Raw genomic sequence first — 19610 nt, 5'->3', positions numbered from 1 at the left:
GGGGGGGGGGGGGTAATTGTTCAATAAAGGTAAATATAAATACGCTTTTCGCAAATAAGGTAAATCACATGCTATACTGTAACCGTAAACAATAAGATTTAAAAGGAGATTGTTGATGATTAAATACAAAGAATTGGAAAGTTATATAGATGAATGGAGATATTATTCCGATGAGAATAATCCTAGATTGGATTTAGAATATTGCAAGACGAAAATTGTTGAAAAAGCAAAAGAGTTTGATCTTCCTTGTAAAATTGATGAAGAACAAATAAAACTCGGTGGTTTGTTTAATAAAGAGATTGAAGAATGTCTAGTTATTTCACACCCAAATCACCAGAAAGACTATGTAAAGTTTTGTTTTCGTTTAAAAAACCAAGGATCAGTACAACTTCTGACTATAGATACTTTAGGTGAGAGTAAACAATTAAAAAAATACTACATATCAGAAGATAATAAAAGATTCAGGGAAGCAATTAGAGAATCAGACTTGTCATTGGGTCAGAAATTAGGAGCTCAACTTAGTAATTTAACAGTTAGTAGTCTTAGAACTTTTGGGAAAAATCAGAGCAAGATTGATGCAGAATTAAAATACGGTGAGTTTTTAACAGAAATACTAACACAGTTTAAATCAAATAATGATTAGGAGTGAAATATGAGTAAAGCAATTGGAATTGATTTAGGAACGACTTATTCGGCAGTATCTGTATTATCAGAGACTGGACAACCACAAATTTTATTGAATCAAGATGGTGAAAATTTAACTCCATCTGTTGTATTCTTTCAAGATTTTGATGGGAAAGATGAACCACTTGTTGGTATTCAAGCTAAAAATTTGGCAGCAAGTAGTCCTGAAGCAGTTGTACAGTATGTCAAAAGACAAATGGGAAATCCAAACTGGAAGTTTGATTCTCCTAGTGATACTGTTTATACAGCAGAGGAAATTTCAGCAATCATTTTAAAAAGATTAAAAGAAGGAGCAGAAAATGCACTTGGTGACAAGGTAGAGGATGTTGTAATAACTGTTCCAGCTTATTTTGATGATGCTCGTAGAACAGCAACGAAACATGCTGGAGAAATTGCTGGACTCAATGTTTTACGAGTTTTAAATGAACCGACAGCAGCTGCACTTGCATACGGTATATCAGCAGAAAAAAATGAGACAGTACTGGTATACGATTTAGGTGGTGGAACTTTTGACGTCACATTAATGAAAATAAAAGATGGCGAGTTTGATGTTATTGCCACCGATGGAGATCGTAATCTAGGAGGGTTTGATTTTGATAATGCCTTATCAATGATTATTGCTGAAAAGATGGAAGAACAGGGAGCAGAGGATATTTATACGGATGAACACTTTACTGCCTTACTTCGTGAAAAATCAGAGAATACAAAGAGAGGGCTAACAACTGTAGAAAAAACAAATGTCTTTCTCGACTATAAAGGAAAAAGTTATAAAATTCCGATAACACGTGTAGAATTTGAAGAAGCAACAAAAAGTCTAATGAATCGTACAGAGGAGTTGTTAGATGATGTTGTTGAAGAATCTGGAATGTCATGGGATGAAATTGACCAAGTACTATTAATAGGTGGTTCAACTCGAATGCCAATGGTACAAAGAAAATTGGAAGAGAAAATTGGGAAGAAGATCGTATATTCTATTAATCCAGATGAAGCTGTAGCACAAGGAGCGGCTATTCAGGCAGCATTGGAAATCGCTAATAAATCAGAAAGTGCAGATGTTAGTGAAACAGTTCGTGGATTAGCAGAAAAGTTAGTTGTTTCGGATGTCACTTCTCAAGCCTTGGGAACTCTGGCTCTTTCGAATGGTGTGAAAAGAAATACAATTATTATTCCTAAAAATTCCAAAGTACCAAACAAGTATTCTGAGTATTTTTCAACAGTTGTAGATAATCAACAAAATGTGTTAGTAGAGGTTACTCAAGGGGATGACGAGGATCCACAATTTGTTACGGTTATAGGAGAGAGTACCATTAAATTACCAGGTGACTGGCCAGCAGGAACGGTTTTGAAGGTAACTTATCATTATGATGTCGATCAAACAGTATTTGTAGAGGTACATGATTCGGATAATCACTTATTGGGGACTTTTGAAGTAGAGAGACAAGCAAATCTCGATAAAAGTGCTGTAGAAGTAGCTAGTCGTAAAATAAAAGATTTAACTATTGATTAGAGGAGGAACACAATGTCGGTCATAAACTATTATGAAGAGTTAGGGATTTCAGAAACAAGTTCATTAGATGATGTTAAGAAAAGTATCAAGTCAAATAGAAGACGTTATCGCCAGTTGACAGGTTCACCAAATATTGATCAAAGATCAATGGCTGAGAGAAAGATGGAAGTCATTGCACAGGCAGAAAAAGTATTTGAAAGTGAAGAAACAAGACAAAAATATGATAGGGAATTAGAAATTTCTAAACAAAGTTCTGAAGGAGTCCCTGATTCGACTCCAACTAATCATTCAAATACAAGTTATCTTGATTCAGCTAGGCAGGCCTTCTATTCAGGAAAGAAATCATTAGCTTATTCCTACATTGAAGAAGCCTTAAAAATAAATCGAAATGATGCAGATGTTTGGTATTTTAAGGCTATGATTAGCCTTGAAGATAGAAAGTTATCAGATGCAGAGCTAGCTATTAGTGAAGCTAATAGATTGAGACCTAAAAACGCAGATATCTTATCTTTGCTAGGTGATGTTTATTGTGAACAGAATCAGCAAAAGTTTGCAATTCAGTATTATCAGGAAGCTTTTGAACTATCTAATAATTCCTTTTATCTTTTGAAAAAAGGGAGATCACTATTTTTATTTGATCAGTATAAACAGGCGGTAAAAGATGTTCGATATCTGTATGATCATTATTTAGAAGAAAATAAAAATAATGAAGAATATATTTATTACCTTTTATCATGCTCTTATAGAGAAATTGGAGATAATGAGGAAGCCTATAATTTTGCAAGGAAATTAGTAGATGTTTCGGATTCACTAGAGCATAAACTACACTATGCAGGTATTCTATTTTTGAAATCTGAAGATGAGTGTGAGAATTATTTAGATACCTTAAACGAACGCTATGGTAACAATAAAGACTTCCAGCAAGTGTATTTTAAGTTACTATTAGATATCACGATAGAGCGTATGAAAAAAGCACCTGATACAGACGTTGAGGCTTTCTTTAGAAAATATATTGATCGAACAAAATATGAGAATGAAGCAGTTCTAGATAATAAGGCGCGTGTTCGAATTGCAGAAGCTTACTTGGCCAAGGCACAAAGTTTAGGGATTGAAAATAAAATTATAGATAATGATTTTTACAATGAATTTATTGAAAATAAAAATTATATCAATTATGCCACAACACGCCATTCACAAGGTATGGGATGTCTCATGTTCATCTTAGTTTTTGCAGCCAATTGGTTTTTGAGTGGTTTCTTTGATAAGTTTGTAAATAGCTTTTGGATTAGTAACGCATTAAGTTTGGCATTGTTATCAAATATTGTCTTGTATTACAATTACCCTAAAGGATGGCAAATAAATAGAAGAAAGAAAGGATAAAGTTTTTATGAGTGAAGAAGTATTGCATGAAAAAGTTTCGTATATCGTAGATAAAGTTGAAGATATTGAATCTTTAATTACGCGCCGTTTATTGGAAGATAAAGCCAAAAATAGTCTGATAGAAGAATTGAAGCAGTATTTAATCTATAGACAGGATTTAGATAAGGGTGAGAAATTTGCTCCATTTATGAAACAGATTCTTCAAGTTATTGATCGTATTGAATCATCTGAGGAAAAATCAGATTTGCTTACTTCAATTGCTGAAGAACTTTTGCAAATTCTTTCCTTGAATGGATTACAAGTTATTGATAATAGTGGTATGATTGACCCAAGTATGCACGAGGTTGTTAATACAGTAGCAGTTACTGATGAACAAAGTGAAAATAATATTGTTGAAGTATTACAAAAAGGATATTTATTAAATAACAGGGTTCTTAGACCAAGTAAAGTGACTATTGCTAAATAAGATATTTTTTGGAGGTGGAGAAATTGTTGCGCTTTTTTAAGCATCGCAGAAATATACTATATTTTATATTAGGATTTCTTTGGGGCAGAAGACAAAATGCTAAGGTTTCTCCAGAACCACCTACTCCTTCCACACCTAAACATAGTGAACTTCCCAGTATTTCCAAGGCAACTCATAATGGTAAAATGACGGGATTTGAACCACAAAAACTTAAGACTTATCAACTTTATCAGCATGAATTAATGTTTGGAGAACCTGGAAAAGGATTGAATAAATCAGGATTCGATGAATCTGCTGTCAATCTTGGTCAAGAGGGTGAAATCAATTTTGCTAAAGCATTACAAAAAAAAGGGCTTTTAGAAAAACTAGTTACCTTTTGGTCTGTTCATAATCTCAATTTAGAAGATGAAAGGGTAGATACAGATATTGATTGTGTTATTGTTTCTGGATCTACAATTTGGTTAGTAGATTTAAAATTTTATGCTTCAGGAAATGTGATTTATAGAGAAGCGGATGGTTTATTGTACACTATAGATAGTGCTACAGGAGCTCAAATAGGCAGACCTAAAAAAATGTCCCCTAACATGTCTTATGCAGAAGAAAGCTTTTCCCATAAATTTGCAAATTTACTAAAATATTATCGTTTGGAAACACGTGTTGTCTTGATGCCGACCTATAAGGGTGCAGGTAGATTGGATAATGTCTTTTGGCCAGGTCAGATTAAGGCTGTTAGTCTAGAAGAGATGTTAGATGAGTTATCTAGGGAGGATAAGTTTAGGGATACAATTGGTGGACAGATGATTCGGCAGACATTTAATTTACTTTTGAAACGCTAAATTATCTAAGATATAGTAAAGAATTTGATATTTTATATGAGCTATATTTCTAGAATAATATGAGCTGAATTGAATTTACTAGGACTGATACATTACTGTGAAATATTTTTAAAGTAAGTATTAGAAATTATTTTAATTAGTTCAGATTAATGTTTATCTACAAATTATTAAACAAATATAGGGAGGATTCTGCTTGAAGATTGTCATGGATTTAAGAAATGATAAATTGGATGGATAGGAGAGCTGGAATTTATATGAGAACAAACATTTTAAAATTAAGTCAATTCTTGAATATTTTCTATTTAAAAATTGCTTTACTAATATTCTCGTGCTTGTATTTTATCGCTCCATGGTTCATTGTATTAAAGGATTTTGAAACATATAAAGTTCAATATCCAGCTGTTATTGGAATAGCTGAGTTTATCGTTTTAACATCTTTCTTAATTTTTGTATATATTTTTTTACCTATCTTCTGTGTGATTTTTCTATATAAAATAATTGTGGGCAGTATTAATGTAAGACGCTGTTTGATACAGATAAAGAATTACAAATTCTATATGATTGTTTTGAATAGAATACCACTACATACATTTATAGTTTATTTTTCATCATTATTGTTATGGTTAATGTATCTTACAAAACCAGTGGATTTGAGTAATGCTTTACCTTTGCCAATTATCTTACCTCTTGAAAAGATAAATCCCTTCTATATGATTTTAGGATATTGGCTATTAAATAAGCGATGTGAATATCAGTTGCATCAGTACCTTTATCCTGTAATGAGAGAGAGTTCTCATGATGGTAGAATTTATGCACTTCCAGAGGAACTTTTTATCTGGAATAGGAAAAGAAGTCAAAAAAATGGTAAGTGGAAACGAGATAGAAGGTACAACACGACTACAAATCTAGTAGAAGCTCAAATTGGTTATAGTAAGTTTCCATTTTTTTTGCTGGCAACAAAATGGTCAGTGGATCCTTATGAACAAAACTGGACAATTGGAGAAAAGGCATATTTGACAAGTAAGTGGAAATGATAAGATAGAAAGTATTTATTCTAATGACTATAAAAAAAGCCTAAGTATACTTCTTTTTCATAAAAAATTTCATTTGCTAATCAAATAAAGTATAAGCACAGATACTCTTTTCATAAATATAGTAGAGTCCATCCCTTACTGTAACCGTAAATAATAAAAATTTAAAGGAGGTTTTGATAATGAAGTCAAAAACAGTTTTAGTAACCAGCCTAGCGGCTGCAACATTTGGTCTTGTCTCTCTTGTAGACACAGCAGGAGTTCTACCTTTTTCAGCACAAACAGTGCAGGCTGACACCCAGACGATTAATCCATCTGCAAAATACTATATTCTTGTTCCGAAGGGTTCAGAAGTCTTTAAAAATTGGAAGGGTACTGTCGATCGTCCTATTATTTCGGCTACAAAAACTACTCCAGGATTATCTTATTTCCAAGAATCTGATCGCAACTATATAGCTAATGAGAATAAGTCTGGTGCCAATTACATAGAGTGGAAGGGGACTGTAGAAGAGTTTAAAGAGGCTGTTAAGAAGCTGACTGGTAAAACAACAACTGCTTCAACTCCAAAGACTTCTAACCAATCAACATCGAGTCAAAAAGATGGCTGGTCAGGTTCGTCATACTACCAAAATGGTACGAAAGTTACTAGTAAGTGGATTTTCGATAAGAACTATAATTCCTACTTCTACTTAGATGCTTCAGGTAATTATGTTCAAAATGCATGGGAGGGTGATTACTATCTTAAGTCAGGTGGATACATGGCGAAGAAGGAGTGGATTTATGATAAGAACTATGGAGCTTATTATTACTTAACCTCAGATGGCTACTATACCCGCAATACTTGGGTAGGCAACTATTATCTCAAATCAAATGGTAAGATGGCTAAAGGTGAATGGATCTATGATAACAACTACAAGTCTTACTACTATTTGACAACAGAAGGTAGCTATGCCCGTAATACTTGGGTAGGAGACTATTATCTTAAGTCAAATGGTAAGATGGCTAAAGGTGAGTGGATTTATGACAGTAACTATAGCTCTTACTATTACTTAACATCTGAAGGAAGTTATGCTCGTGGTACTTGGGTAGGAGATTATTATCTCAAGTCAAACGGTAAGATGGCAGTGAATGAACGTACCCCAGATGGTTATCAAGTTGATGGCTCAGGAAAGTGGATTCGCTCTCAAGGACCTACTTCTACAGCTAGCAGTTCACAAGCAACATCATTAGGAATAGGCCTTTACCATGTCAATGATGCTATGACTTATATCGATATTGCTCTACCTAGTACACCATCTTCGTCGTATCAAGTAGCCTATGATTTTGCCTTAGTTGATGCAGATACAGGTTCAGTTTCTACACAAACTCAGTTTACTGTGACCTATAATCCAAGTCTACGTGCCTTTCAAACTCGTCACTTCTTTAGTGTAACTCCAGATGGTAGTTATCGCTTTGTTATCAAAGGAAAAGGACAAGATGGTAAGGTATACGATGGACAATCGGTTGTCTTTCGTGTAAAGAACCATCGTTTTGTCGGATAGATGAATGATGCACTTTAAACAAATAAAGATAAAAAAATAAAGGAAATGAAAAACATGAACAAAAAGAAATTATTAGTATGTGCTGTGGCACTTTCAACAGTCGGAGTAGTATCAACTATTGATACAGCAGGAGTTCTCCCTTTTTCAGCGAAAACAGTGCATGCGGAAATTACCAAAATTGAAAATCATAAGGTGGACTATAAGATTACACCAGGTTCAGAAAATAAAATTATCTATGTGGATATGACTGTTGACAAGGTACCTGTAAATAGTGTAGTTATAGATGCAGACCTTGTAAATGCAAATACAGGACAAATTACTAAAAAAAATTATATTAGTGCAAGTTTTGATAAATCGTCTGTTCCAATCACTCACCAAGGATGGAATAATCTTTATTATGTTCCAGACGGTGAATATTACTTACAATTTTATGGGGAGGAAGAAGTAGGAACTATCTTGCATAAGTATAGCGGTAGATCAGCTACATTCACTGTTAAGGATGAAAAATATGTTAATCCTCTAGACTCTTCAACTCCTAAAGAAACAGAAAAACCAAAAGCTACTGAAACTCCAAAACAATCTACTAACTCTAAGTCAGGTCAGACTGGCTGGTCAGGTTCTTCTTACTACAAGGCTGGTGTGAAAGTAGTCAATCAATGGATTTTTGATGTTCAGTACAATTCATACTTCTACCTAAATGCTTCAGGTAACTTTGTTCAAAATGCTTGGTCAGGCAACTACTACCTCAAATCAGGTGGCTACATGGCTAAGAGCGAGTGGATTTACGATAAAAACTATAGTTCATATTATTATCTAACATCAGAAGGAAGCTATGCACGTAATACTTGGGTAGGTAGCTATTACCTCAAATCAAACGGTAAAATGGCTAAGAGCGAGTGGGTCTATGATAGTAGCTACAGTTCATACTATTACCTAACATCAGAAGGAAGCTATGCCCGTAATACTTGGGTAGGTGACTACTACCTCAAGTCAAATGGTAAGATGGCTGTCAACGAACGGACCCCAGATGGCTACAAAGTAGATGGATCAGGTAAGTGGGTTCGCTAGAATGATAGCTTGTGAGAAATGGTCTATAACAAATAAATAGAAATAGAAAATAATTTGTGAATAGGTAACATTTTGATACAATAAAAATAGCGAAAGGAATTAGCACAGGCTGGTTCCTTTCGCTTAGATAAGGGAGTAATATGAAAAAGTTTTTATTAGCCACAACGCTTTTACTGACACTGGTTTTGGGAGGCTGTCAGTATCTACCATGGAACAAAAGCGCGGAAATACCATCTGATTCAACATCAGATACATCTGCGGCAAGTCCAGAGATAGATTACAGTTACTACAATAAGGTTTTGGATGACTACGAAAAAGTAGCTAAAGGCACCTTGCCGACTGGTATGGATGTCAATCCCCTAGCTAGTCAAGTAAAATCTTCTCAAGGTTTTTACACAGATGTGGTTTACCACAAGACAGATTTGAATAACGACGGAGTGGATGAACTCTTGCTTGCTCTTGAAATGAAGAGTGGCGAAAAGAGTTTACTTGATATTCGTACTTTGAAAGATGGAAAGGTGATCCGTCTGACCAATCAAGAAAATCACTTGGAGTTGCTTGGTGAAAGAATGACTGTCAATATTTTGTCAGACAATTCTCTGCTCTATCGTGGAGCTGGTACAGCAACGAGTCACATCTATGCTCACTACCAATTTAGTGAAGACGGACAGTCTTTGGTAAAGGCTAAGGAAGCTCAAGAACTAGCAGATCTTGGAGTCGGTACTCCCATTTCTCTAGAGACTCTAAGTTGGAAGTCAGTTTCTGATAAACTTCCAGGAGGAGCAAGTGCAGATAAGGGTACAGAGGAAACTAAATCAACCGTAGATTACAGTCCTTATAACAGCATTTTGAAGGATTATGAATTTATTTTAGACCATAAGTCAGAGGTTAAGGATAACATCAATCCAACTGCTAATATCTATGCAGGGATGGCAGAACGTAGTCAAGCCTTTACCTATGCAATGGTTGATATGGACAAAAATGGCATTGATGAATTGATTGTATCTTCGAAAAATGGTAGTGAGATTTTAGATATTTTTACACTCAAAGATCAGAAAGTCATTCGCCTTACTAATTCTGAAAATAAAATGCAGATGCTTGGCACACGCTTTAAGGCCTATCTCCTAGAAGATGGAAACCTTTACACCCAGTGGAATCCGTTCGCAGGAGACCCACAAACTATTCATACCATTTGGAAGTTGAATAGTAGTGGGGACAAATTAGAGAAGGTTAAAGAAGCTAAGACAGAGGATGAAGTCAGTCCAGGTACTCGAATGAATCTCTCTAGTTTGACTTGGAAATCTGTAACAGAAAAATTTGCTACAACATCATCTTCAACTAGCAAAAATGTTTCTAGCAAAATGGATATTAATGCCATAAAGAATGGAGATTTCTCTAGTATTGAGGGAAAATGGAGTAATGGTCACGGAGGAGAAGACTTAGTCTTTAGTAAAGATGGCTTGATAGCACCAGAGAAATTTAAAGTTGACCTTGCGGAATCAGAAATAGTCAATGATTTTTTACGAGCTCGCTACTCAGGTCCATCTTTTGGAGTCTTTATTCAATTCATACCATCAGGTGTTAGAATACCTGATGAGACATCAATGGATGGATTAATATCAGACGCTTCGGATATTAGTAAAGATAGAATCATCTATCGTACTTCATTTCCAGTACATAATAAACCAGAACAATTCTTATACCGTGTGGAATAATAGTGAAACAGATTGATTTAATTAATAGCACCCCACGCACATGGGAATGCTCAATCTTTCTTTTATAGAGTCAAATAAGAATTTTCTAAAACACATTGACAAAAGCCAACATTTTTTGTAGAATAGGAATCAATTAAATACCAACACCGAATGAAGTTTAATAGAAGTGGGGAATCGTTTGATTTTCCATGACTGTAAATGGACGGAACTCTGGAGAGACCGTAAAGGCACCGAAGGGGCAAGGCAGGCAACTGCTCAAACTCTCAGGTAAAAGGACAGAGCTAGGATAGACCGCTTTTTAGCATTTATCTAAGCATTCCAGAGTACATGTATCTTGCATGTGCTCTTTCTTTTGGGGTTGAAAAGATAGGAGAATAGAATGTTAGAATTGCTTAAATCAATTGATGCTTTTGCTTGGGGCCCACCCCTTTTGATTTTATTGGTCGGAACAGGGATTTACCTAACTGTCCGTCTAGGTCTTTTGCAGGTTTTGCGTCTGCCAAAGGCCTTTCAGCTTATTTTTACTAAGGACAAGGGGCATGGCGATGTATCCAGTTTTGCGGCCTTGTGTACGGCGCTAGCAGCGACGGTTGGTACGGGAAATATTATTGGGGTGGCGACGGCTATCAAGGTCGGTGGTCCAGGAGCCCTCTTTTGGATGTGGATGGCTGCTTTCTTTGGAATGGCTACCAAGTATGCGGAAGGACTCTTGGCGATTAAATACCGCACCAAGGACGACCATGGTGCAGTAGCGGGAGGTCCAATGCATTATATCCTTCTAGGGATGGGAGAAAAGTGGCGCCCACTTGCTATCTTCTTTGCCCTGGCAGGTGTTCTAGTAGCTTTGCTGGGAATTGGAACTTTTACCCAAGTTAACTCGATTACAGAATCTATCCAAAATACAACGACTATTTCGCCAGCTATCACAGCTCTTGTGTTATCTGTATTTGTAGCGATTGCAGTCTTTGGAGGACTCAAGTCCATTTCTAAGGTTTCAACTACTGTTGTTCCTTTTATGGCTATTATTTATATTTTGGGAACTCTTACAGTTATTTTCTTTAATATCGGGAAAATACCTGCTACAATCGCTTTAATCTTGACATCCGCTTTTAGTCCAGTTGCTGCGGTAGGTGGATTTGCCGGTGCTAGCATTCGGATGGCTATTCAAAATGGTGTTGCGCGTGGTGTGTTCTCAAACGAATCTGGTCTGGGTTCGGCTCCCATTGCAGCAGCTGCGGCTAAGACAAATGAACCAGTAGAGCAAGGCTTGATTTCCATGACAGGAACCTTTATTGATACACTCATTATCTGTACCTTGACTGGTTTGACCATCTTGGTAACTGGTGTTTGGAGTGGTGATTTGAATGGAGTTGCCTTGACTCAGTCAGCCTTCTCAACAGTCTTTTCACACTTTGGACCTGCCCTTTTGACCATCTTCCTTGTGCTCTTTGCCTTTACAACGATTCTAGGTTGGAACTACTACGGTGAACGCTGTTTTGAGTTCCTCTTTGGGGTTCGCTTTATCTGGCTCTACCGTGTGGTCTTTGTGCTCATGGTCTTGCTGGGAGGATTTATCGAGTTGGATATGGTTTGGATTATCGCGGATATCGTGAATGCCTTGATGGCTCTGCCAAACCTGATTGCCCTCTTGCTCTTGTCGCCAGTCGTTATTGCTGAGACTAAAAAGTATTTTAATAAATAATGAAATCACACAGCTCGTGTGATTTTTTTGCCTTCATAAAAAATTTCTATCGATGCAATTTAAAATATATATTATACACGGTATAGAATCTGTGATAGACTAGATTTCAACAAAATGAAAAGAGGTTTTAAGATGACAACATTTACCATCCATACAGTAGAATCAGCACCAGCAGAAGTGAAAGAGGTTCTAGAAACAGTAGAAAAAGATAACAATGGCTATATTCCCAATCTAATCGGTCTCTTGGCTAATGCACCGACTGCTTTAGAGGCTTACCGTACTGTCGGAGCTATCAACCGTCGCAACAGCCTAACACCCGTTGAGCGCGAAGTGGTGCAAATCACGGCAGCTGTAACTAATGGTTGTGCCTTCTGCGTCGCAGGTCACACAGCTTTTTCAATTAAACAAATCCAGATGAATGATGACCTTCTTCAAGCCCTCCGCAATCGTACTCCAATTGAAACAGATCCTAAATTGGACACCCTAGCTAAGTTTACCTTGGCGGTTATCAATACCAAGGGACGTGTGGGAGATGAAGCCTTGGCTGAGTTTCTAGAATCTGGCTACACTCAACAAAATGCCTTGGATGTGGTTCTTGGAGTCAGCCTAGCAAGCCTCTGTAACTATGCCAATAATCTAGCCAATACACCAATTAATCCAGAATTGCAACCTTATGCTTAATTTATATCTGAGTAAAAATGAAGTCTGAAATCAGAGGACTTCGTTTTTTTAATACTCAATGAAAATCAAAGAGCAAACTAGGAAGCTAGCCGCAGGCTGTACTTGAGTACGGTAAGGCGACGCTGACGTGGTTTGAATTTGATTTTTGAAGAGTATTAAGTCCTTATTTAAGCGCTTTTATGTTATACTGAAACTAACATGATTATTGGAGGTTAGGATGAAAAAACTCCCCTTGGTATTTTCTGGTTGTTTGCTAGGTTTGGCAGGAGCTGGAAATCTCATTTTAGATACGTTGCCGGTTCTGTCCCATTTGTTGAGTCTGACAGGTTTGGTTTTGTGGACTTACTTTCTAATGCTGCATCTCTTTAATTGGAAGGAAACCAAGCAAGAATTGACCAAGCCCCCTCTTTTGTCAGGAATGGCGACCTTTCCCATGGCTGGGATGATTTTATCGACTTATGTCTTTCGCGTCTTCCCTCATCTTTCTTTGGTTGCTCAAGGACTCTGGTGGTTTTCATTTCTCTTGGATGTGGCCTTGATTGCTGGTTTCACCATCAAATTTGCTTGTCCTGGTCGGAGAGTTCATGCGACTCCAAGCTGGACGGTGCTTTATGTGGGGATAGCAGTGGCAGCCTTGACCTATCCTCTTGTAGGCATCATCGAAATTGCCTATGCGACCTTGAGTTTTGGTTTTCTCCTAACCTTCTATCTATACCCGCTTATTTATAGCGATTTAAAGAAACAACCTCTCCCACTAGCCATGCTTGGACAAGAAGGAATCTATTGTGCCCCTTTCTCTCTACTCTTGGCTTCCCTAGTTCGAGTTGGAGGTTCCAGCCTGCCGACTTGGATTTTAATCGTCATGATATTGGCTTCTCAATCTTTCTTCTTCTTTGTTTTGACTCGCCTGCCCAATATTTTAAAACAAGGCTTTCAACCAGCCTTCTCAGCCCTCACCTTCCCAACCATTATCACAGCTACCTCGCTCAAGATGGCTCAGGGAATCTTGAAACTTCCATTTCTGGATTATCTGGTCTTGGCTGAAACAGCTATTTGCTTAATTATTTTATTCTTTGTATTAGGCGCTTATCTGATTTGGTTACGAAAAAAGGTCTAGCTAAAAATAGCTAAACCTTATTTTTTATGGTTTGATGACTTCAGCTCCACCCATGTATGGACGAAGTGCTTCTGGTATGGTCACAGAACCATCTGCATTTTGGTAGTTTTCAAGAATAGCAGCTACTGTACGTCCAACTGCAAGTCCAGAACCGTTCAAGGTATGGAGCAATTTTACCTTGCCATCTGCTTCATCACGGTAACGGATTTGGGCACGACGAGCTTGGAAATCTTCTGTGTTTGAACAGCTTGAGATTTCACGGTAGGTATTTTGCGCTGGGATCCAAACTTCCAAGTCGTAAGTTTTGGCAGCTGAGAAGCCCATATCTCCAGTAGAGAGCGCAACGACACGGTATGGAAGGTTGAGTTTTTTAAGAATGTTTTCAGCGTTGGCTGTCATTTTTTCCAATTCTTCGTAAGATTCTTCTGGTTTGGCAAATTTAACCATTTCAACCTTGTGGAATTGGTGCAAACGAATCAAGCCACGAGTATCACGACCAGCTGAACCAGCCTCAGAACGGAAGGATGGGCTCATAGCAGTGAAGTAGATTGGCAGGTCTTTACCGTCAAGGATTTCATCACGGTAATAGTTTGTCAGAGGAACTTCAGCTGTAGGAATAAGGACGTAATTGCTGTCGCTCAATTCAAAAGTATCTTCCTTGAATTTTGGATATTGACCAGTACCAAACATAGAATCATGGTTAACCATGTAAGGCGTGATGACTTCAGTATAGCCTTCCTTGCCATGCTCATCCAACATAAAGTTGTAGATAGCACGTTCCAAACGAGCACCGAGGCCTTTATAGAAGAGGAAGCGAGCGCCTGTTACCTTACCACCGCGTTCCCAGTCAAGGATACCAAGATCTTCACCAAGATCCCAGTGAGCTTTTGGCTCGAAGTCAAACTCGCGTGGAGTACCCCAACGACGAACTTCCACATTGTCGTCTTCGTCAGCCCCAACAGGAACGCTATCAGCTGGGATGTTTGGAAGAGTAGTGGTAAATTCTGTCAATTTAGCATCGATTTCTGCCAATTCAGCATCCAAAGCTTTAACCTCAGCAGATAGAGTTTGCATGGCAGCAATCTTGTCATCTGCATTTTCCTTATTGCGCTTAGCTTGGGCAATCTCAGCAGAAACTGTGTTACGTTCTGCTTTTAAAGTTTCAACCTTGACCAAGATGTCACGACGTTTAGCATCGATTTCTTTCATTTCATTCAAGACAGCAGCATCTACACCACGTGTAGCCAATTTTTCTGCGACAGCATCAAAGTCTGTACGAATACGTTTGATATCTAACATAAGAACTCCTTTATGAAAAATGCACACCTGACAAAGCGTTGGAGTGGCGGGGCCACGGTTCCATCCAACTTCACAGGTGTGCACTTGATTGTGTATGCAATTGTTACTAACGGTAGAATTTCACCTATCTCTCCTATCTGCTCGCAGCACCCGCAGACTTTCTGAAAGAAGAAGATAACCTACTTATCCGTTGCTATGATTATACTAAAGTTTCTACTTTTTTGCAAATAGATTTTTAAATTTTTGACCAATGGTCTGAATCAGGGTAGGAAGCTTGACGACCTTGTCATTGCCCAATTTTTCACGAGCAATTTTGAGAATAGCACCTGAGTCTTTTGAAGCAAAGAGGAATTTTCCTCTGTCTGTAAAGACTTCGAAGTGGCGACTGATTTTTCGCCCAGTGACATTTGCCCCAATCTGGTTAATATGGCTCCAAGGAATTTGAATAAATTGTTCAACATTGACATCTGGGTAAAATTCTAGAGCCTGATCTCCGACAAGAAATTTCCCAACTTTCCCAGCTATAGAGAGGTAGGAAGTGCCTGTGGTATTGAGAAGCACTGTTTTGTTAAGAGATTGAGCCATGATTAGTCTTCCTTACTTTCACCGAAAAAGGCATTGTAGAGGGCTTTGATAGCTGCTTTTTCTTGGTCTTTATGGACAACAAACATGATAGAAACCTCACTAGAACCTTGAGACATCATCTGGATGTTAATTTTATTTTCAGATAAAGCGCGTGTCGCAGTAGCAGTTACTCCAATGTGACTCTTCATCTTTTCTCCAACAATCATAATGATTGAAAGGTCGTGTTCGATTTCTGCGTGGTCTACTTCAGCTTTTTGCACCAACTGACGAAGGATTTCTTCTTCCTTGATAGGAGTTAGTTCACGAGAACGGAGGATGATTGAAAGATCGTCGATACCTGTTGGCATATGTTCCCAACCGATGTTAAGGTCTTCAAGGATTTGCAGAACCTTGCGTCCAAATCCAACCTCACGGTTCATGAGGTATTTAGACATATTGATGCTGACAAAACCAGAGTCACCGGCAATTCCCACAACTGGGAACTTGTCACTGCTATGTTTTAGAACGATACGAGTACCTGGATGGTCAGGGTTGTTGGTGTTCTTGATAACGAGGGGAATTTTTCCACGGTAGGCAGGTAGAAGGGCTTCGTCATGAAGAACTGAGAATCCTGCATAGGCCAACTCACGCATTTCACGGTAGGTCAACTCAGGGATTGAGTGTGGTTGGTGGATAATACCAGGGTGGGCTGCAAAGATACCATCAACGTCTGTAAAGTTTTCATAAAGGTCAGCTTTGACACCAGCAGCAATGATAGAACCAGTGATATCTGAGCCTCCACGTGAGAAGGTACAGATTTGATTTTCCTTAGTAACACCAAAGAAACCAGGAATGACAAGGACTTCATTTGCATTTGTTAATTCTTCAATCTTGTCATAACTTGATGGAATGATACGAGCGTGGCCAGGTTCACTTGTGACTACAATACCAGCTTCTCTAGGATGCACATAGCGTGCATCGAGACCATTTTGGTTAAAATAGGCTGCAATCAATTTAGCATTGTTATTTTCACCAGCTGCTAGGAAAGTGTCGTAGAGAAATTCGTTTTCTTCGATAGGAAGAGTAGCTAAGGCACGAATGCTTTTAGAAATTTTTTCTAGCACAGCTGGTTTAAGACCTAGTTCACTAACCATAGCAGCATAGCGGTCGATAATCCAGTTTTGACTCTTACTAATATCGTTACCAGCAACATAGTCGCGGTAGTATTTAATCAAGGCATCCGTAACTTTAGTATCTTCAGCATTACGTTTACCAGGCGCAGAAACGACGACAAAACGACGCTCTGAATCGCTTTTGACGATGTTTAAAACTTTTTCTAATTGACTAGCAGAGGCAAGAGAGCTACCTCCAAATTTAACAACTTTCATAAGAACTCCTAAAGTAAGTATTTTATACGATTATAGCAGAAAGAAAGCCTTTTTTCAATGAAGAAAATAAGATGCGTTCTAGTATAAAGCGAGCCTTTCTAATCGGCTGAGACACTTTCAGTTGATTTTTTCTTGCTTTCTGATTTTAAAAAAGATATACTTTGAAAATAAAATAATTTAATACTCAATGAAAATCAAAGAGCAAACTAGGAAGCTAGCCGCAGGCTGTACTTGAGTACGGCAAGGTGAAGCTGACGTGGTTTGAATTTGATTTTCGAAGAGTATAAACTGCTTATAAAATAAAAAGGAGTCCCGATGGAACACATTATTTATCAGCTTGAAGAGGATTTGGCAATACTTACCTTGAACCGTCCTGAGGTCGCAAATGGTTTTCATATCCCTATGTGCGAGGAGATTTTAGAAGCTCTGACTTTGGCAGAAGAGGATCCGGCTGTGCATTTTGTCTTAATCAACGCGAATGGCAAAGTCTTCTCTGTTGGTGGAGATTTAGTAGAGATGAAGCGAGCAGTAGATGAGGATGATATTCCATCATTGACGAAAATCGCAGAATTAGTCAATACTATTTCTTATAAAATCAAGCAGATTGCAAAGCCTGTCTTGATGGAGGTTGATGGGGCTGTTGCAGGTGCCGCAGCGAATATGGCTGTTGCTGCAGATTTCTGTCTGGCAACGGATAAGGCTAAATTTATCCAAGCTTTTGTTGGAGTTGGCCTGGCTCCAGATGCAGGTGGGATTCATCTCTTGAGTCGTAGTATTGGTGTGACGCGTGCTGCTCAATTAGCCATGACAGGTGAGGCTTTGTCCGCAGAAAAAGCTCTGGAGTGGGGTCTTGTTTATCGGGTCTCTGAAGCTGATAAACTTGAAAAGACGAGAGAACAGCTTCTTAAAAAATTAAGACGTGGGTCAAGCAATTCCTATGCTGCCATTAAGAAGTTGGTTTGGGAGAGTCAATTTAAAGATTGGCAAGATTATGCTGTTTTAGAACTGAACCTACAGGCGTCCTTGGCCCAAACAGAGGATTTCAAAGAGGGTGTTCGGGCTCATTCGGAAAGAAGAAGACCTAAATTTACAGGAAAATAAAAAAATACTTGCACCATTCTTTGAACTTTGATATAATTCTTTTGTCAAATGTTTTGATTCTAAAAGTTTTTTTGAAAAGGAGGGAAGGAAAGATTGGACTACCAACGAATTAATGAATATTTAACGTCTATATTTAACAATGTCCTCGTTATTGAGGAAGTTAGCTTGAGGGGTAGTCGTTTCAAGGATATCTCCATCAAAGAAATGCATACGATTGATGTGATTGGAAAAGTTCCAGATGTGACACCAAGTCAAGTGTCAAAAGAGTTGATGGTGACTCTTGGGACAGTTACGACTAGTTTGAATAATCTCGAACGCAAGGGTTACATTGAACGCATTCGTTCAGAACATGATCGACGTGTAGTGCATCTGCATTTGACAAAGAAAGGTCGCTTGGTTCATAGACTACATAAACGCTTCCACAAGGCTATGGTTGAAAAAATCATTGATGGTATGAGTAAGCAAGAGATGGAGGTTATGAGCAAAGGTTTGACCAATCTTTATCAATTTTTGGAGGATTTGAGATAATGGCTTTTGCAAAAATAAGCCAGGTTGCTCATTATGTGCCAGAGCAAGTGGTTACAAATCATGATTTGGCTCAGATTATGGATACCAATGATGAGTGGATTTCAAGTCGGACGGGAATACGACAAAGGCATATTTCAAGAACAGAATCTACTAGTGATTTGGCTACAGAAGTTGCCAAGAAACTGATGGCAAAAGCTGGAATCACAGGAGAGGAGTTGGATTTTATCATCCTAGCTACCATTACTCCAGATTCGATGATGCCCTCTACAGCTGCTCGTGTTCAAGCTAATATTGGTGCTAATAAGGCCTTTGCTTTTGACCTAACAGCGGCTTGCAGTGGATTTGTATTTGCTCTTTCAACTGCTGAAAAGTTTATCGCTTCTGGTCGCTTTCAAAAAGGCTTGGTGATTGGTAGTGAGACCCTCTCTAAAGCAGTCGATTGGTCAGACCGATCAACAGCTGTTTTGTTTGGAGATGGTGCTGGTGGAGTCTTGCTAGAAGCTAGCGAGAAAGAGCATTTTTTGTCTGAGAGTCTCAATAGTGATGGGAGTCGTAGCGAGTGTCTAACTTATGGACATTCAGGCTTGCATTCTCCGTTTTCAGATCAAGAAAATGCAGATTCATTTTTGAAGATGGATGGGCGCGCGGTCTTTGATTTTGCTATTCGGGACGTAGCCAAGTCTATCAAGCAGACTATTGATGAATCTCCTATAGAGGCGACAAACTTGGATTATCTGCTACTTCATCAGGCTAATGACCGTATTTTGAATAAGATGGCTAAAAAAATTGGTGTCGACCGAGATAAACTTCCAGCCAATATGATGGAATATGGCAATACCAGTGCAGCCAGTATCCCGATTTTACTTTCAGAGTGTGTAGAACAAGGCCTTATCCGTTTAGATGGTAGCCAGACTGTTCTTTTATCAGGCTTCGGTGGAGGCTTGACCTGGGGCACGCTCATTCTTACAATTTAGGTAATCATGTGGTGAACACATTGTTATA

General features: G+C 38.2%; 18 protein-coding genes and 1 riboswitch. Of the genes, 15 read left to right on the top strand and 3 right to left on the bottom strand.

What is annotated here, in order from left to right; genetic code table 11:
* Positions 1-115 precede the first annotated feature (115 nt).
* The 12 genes from JQ841_RS01050 to JQ841_RS00995 all read left to right on the top strand — a co-directional run bounded on the left by JQ841_RS01050 (position 116) and on the right by JQ841_RS00995 (position 13728).
* Entirely contained in the window at positions 116-643 is a 528-nt protein-coding gene (locus tag JQ841_RS01050; RefSeq protein ID WP_203179862.1) for a hypothetical protein, read from the top strand.
* A gap of 9 nt (positions 644-652) precedes the next feature.
* Entirely contained in the window at positions 653-2191 is a 1539-nt protein-coding gene (locus JQ841_RS01045) for an Hsp70 family protein (RefSeq protein ID WP_000030106.1), read from the top strand.
* A 12-nt stretch (positions 2192-2203) separates the two neighbouring features.
* Positions 2204-3571, top strand: coding sequence for a molecular chaperone DnaJ (locus JQ841_RS01040; RefSeq protein WP_203179861.1), 1368 nt, complete (start codon positions 2204-2206; stop codon positions 3569-3571).
* A gap of 7 nt (positions 3572-3578) precedes the next feature.
* Entirely contained in the window at positions 3579-4037 is a 459-nt protein-coding gene (locus tag JQ841_RS01035; protein WP_001288306.1) for a nucleotide exchange factor GrpE, read from the top strand.
* A 26-nt stretch (positions 4038-4063) separates the two neighbouring features.
* The gene (locus JQ841_RS01030; protein WP_238395577.1) at positions 4064-4873 is read left to right on the top strand and encodes a nuclease-related domain-containing protein; all 810 of its coding nucleotides are present in this window, start codon (positions 4064-4066) and stop codon (positions 4871-4873) included.
* Between the two features lie 254 nt (positions 4874-5127).
* A complete protein-coding gene (locus tag JQ841_RS01025) occupies positions 5128-5907 on the top strand; it encodes a hypothetical protein (protein ID WP_203179859.1) in 780 nt (259 codons plus the stop codon).
* A gap of 179 nt (positions 5908-6086) precedes the next feature.
* Positions 6087-7445, top strand: a complete 1359-nt coding sequence (locus JQ841_RS01020) for an N-acetylmuramoyl-L-alanine amidase family protein (protein WP_203179858.1) — start codon at positions 6087-6089, stop codon at positions 7443-7445.
* 54 nt (positions 7446-7499) lie between these two features.
* The gene (locus tag JQ841_RS01015) at positions 7500-8513 is read left to right on the top strand and encodes a PspC-like choline-binding domain-containing protein (RefSeq protein ID WP_203179857.1); all 1014 of its coding nucleotides are present in this window, start codon (positions 7500-7502) and stop codon (positions 8511-8513) included.
* Between the two features lie 140 nt (positions 8514-8653).
* A complete protein-coding gene (locus JQ841_RS01010; protein ID WP_203179856.1) occupies positions 8654-10228 on the top strand; it encodes a DUF6287 domain-containing protein in 1575 nt (524 codons plus the stop codon).
* Positions 10229-10428: 200 nt separating this feature from the next.
* Positions 10429-10517: riboswitch (glycine riboswitch) on the top strand.
* Positions 10518-10607: 90 nt separating this feature from the next.
* Positions 10608-11930 carry an alanine/glycine:cation symporter family protein gene (locus tag JQ841_RS01005; RefSeq protein ID WP_203179855.1) on the top strand — a complete coding sequence of 441 codons (1323 nt, stop codon included), beginning with the start codon at positions 10608-10610 and terminating at the stop codon, positions 11928-11930.
* A 132-nt stretch (positions 11931-12062) separates the two neighbouring features.
* Complete coding sequence (locus JQ841_RS01000; protein WP_203179854.1) at positions 12063-12611, top strand: carboxymuconolactone decarboxylase family protein; 549 nt, start codon at positions 12063-12065, stop codon at positions 12609-12611.
* Positions 12612-12828: 217 nt separating this feature from the next.
* Complete coding sequence (locus JQ841_RS00995; RefSeq protein WP_203179853.1) at positions 12829-13728, top strand: TDT family transporter; 900 nt, start codon at positions 12829-12831, stop codon at positions 13726-13728.
* Between the two features lie 24 nt (positions 13729-13752).
* On the opposite strand, the gene serS is transcribed toward JQ841_RS00995, so the two are convergent.
* The 3 genes from serS to JQ841_RS00980 form a co-directional block, all read right to left on the bottom strand.
* Entirely contained in the window at positions 13753-15027 is a 1275-nt protein-coding gene (gene serS, locus JQ841_RS00990; protein ID WP_203179852.1) for a serine--tRNA ligase, read from the bottom strand.
* A 213-nt stretch (positions 15028-15240) separates the two neighbouring features.
* Positions 15241-15612 carry a DUF956 family protein gene (locus JQ841_RS00985; RefSeq protein WP_000079349.1) on the bottom strand — a complete coding sequence of 124 codons (372 nt, stop codon included), beginning with the start codon at positions 15610-15612 and terminating at the stop codon, positions 15241-15243.
* Positions 15613-15614: 2 nt separating this feature from the next.
* The gene (locus JQ841_RS00980; RefSeq protein WP_203179851.1) at positions 15615-16979 is read right to left on the bottom strand and encodes an aspartate kinase; all 1365 of its coding nucleotides are present in this window, start codon (positions 16977-16979) and stop codon (positions 15615-15617) included.
* A 315-nt stretch (positions 16980-17294) separates the two neighbouring features.
* Here JQ841_RS00980 and JQ841_RS00975 point away from each other — a divergent pair, with 315 nt between their 5' ends.
* The 3 genes from JQ841_RS00975 to JQ841_RS00965 all read left to right on the top strand — a co-directional run bounded on the left by JQ841_RS00975 (position 17295) and on the right by JQ841_RS00965 (position 19582).
* Positions 17295-18080 carry an enoyl-CoA hydratase gene (locus JQ841_RS00975; protein ID WP_203179850.1) on the top strand — a complete coding sequence of 262 codons (786 nt, stop codon included), beginning with the start codon at positions 17295-17297 and terminating at the stop codon, positions 18078-18080.
* A gap of 93 nt (positions 18081-18173) precedes the next feature.
* A complete protein-coding gene (gene fabT / locus JQ841_RS00970) occupies positions 18174-18608 on the top strand; it encodes a fatty acid biosynthesis transcriptional regulator FabT (protein ID WP_000386356.1) in 435 nt (144 codons plus the stop codon).
* The gene (locus JQ841_RS00965; RefSeq protein ID WP_049502055.1) at positions 18608-19582 is read left to right on the top strand and encodes a beta-ketoacyl-ACP synthase III; all 975 of its coding nucleotides are present in this window, start codon (positions 18608-18610) and stop codon (positions 19580-19582) included. Before fabT ends, JQ841_RS00965 begins: the two co-directional genes overlap by 1 nt.
* The last annotated feature ends 28 nt before the right edge of the window (positions 19583-19610 follow it).

The organism is Streptococcus mitis (genome assembly GCF_905187535.1).
In the GTDB taxonomy this organism is placed as follows: Bacteria; Bacillota; Bacilli; order Lactobacillales; family Streptococcaceae; genus Streptococcus; species Streptococcus mitis_BS.
This window is presented reverse-complemented; position numbering and strand designations above follow the sequence as displayed.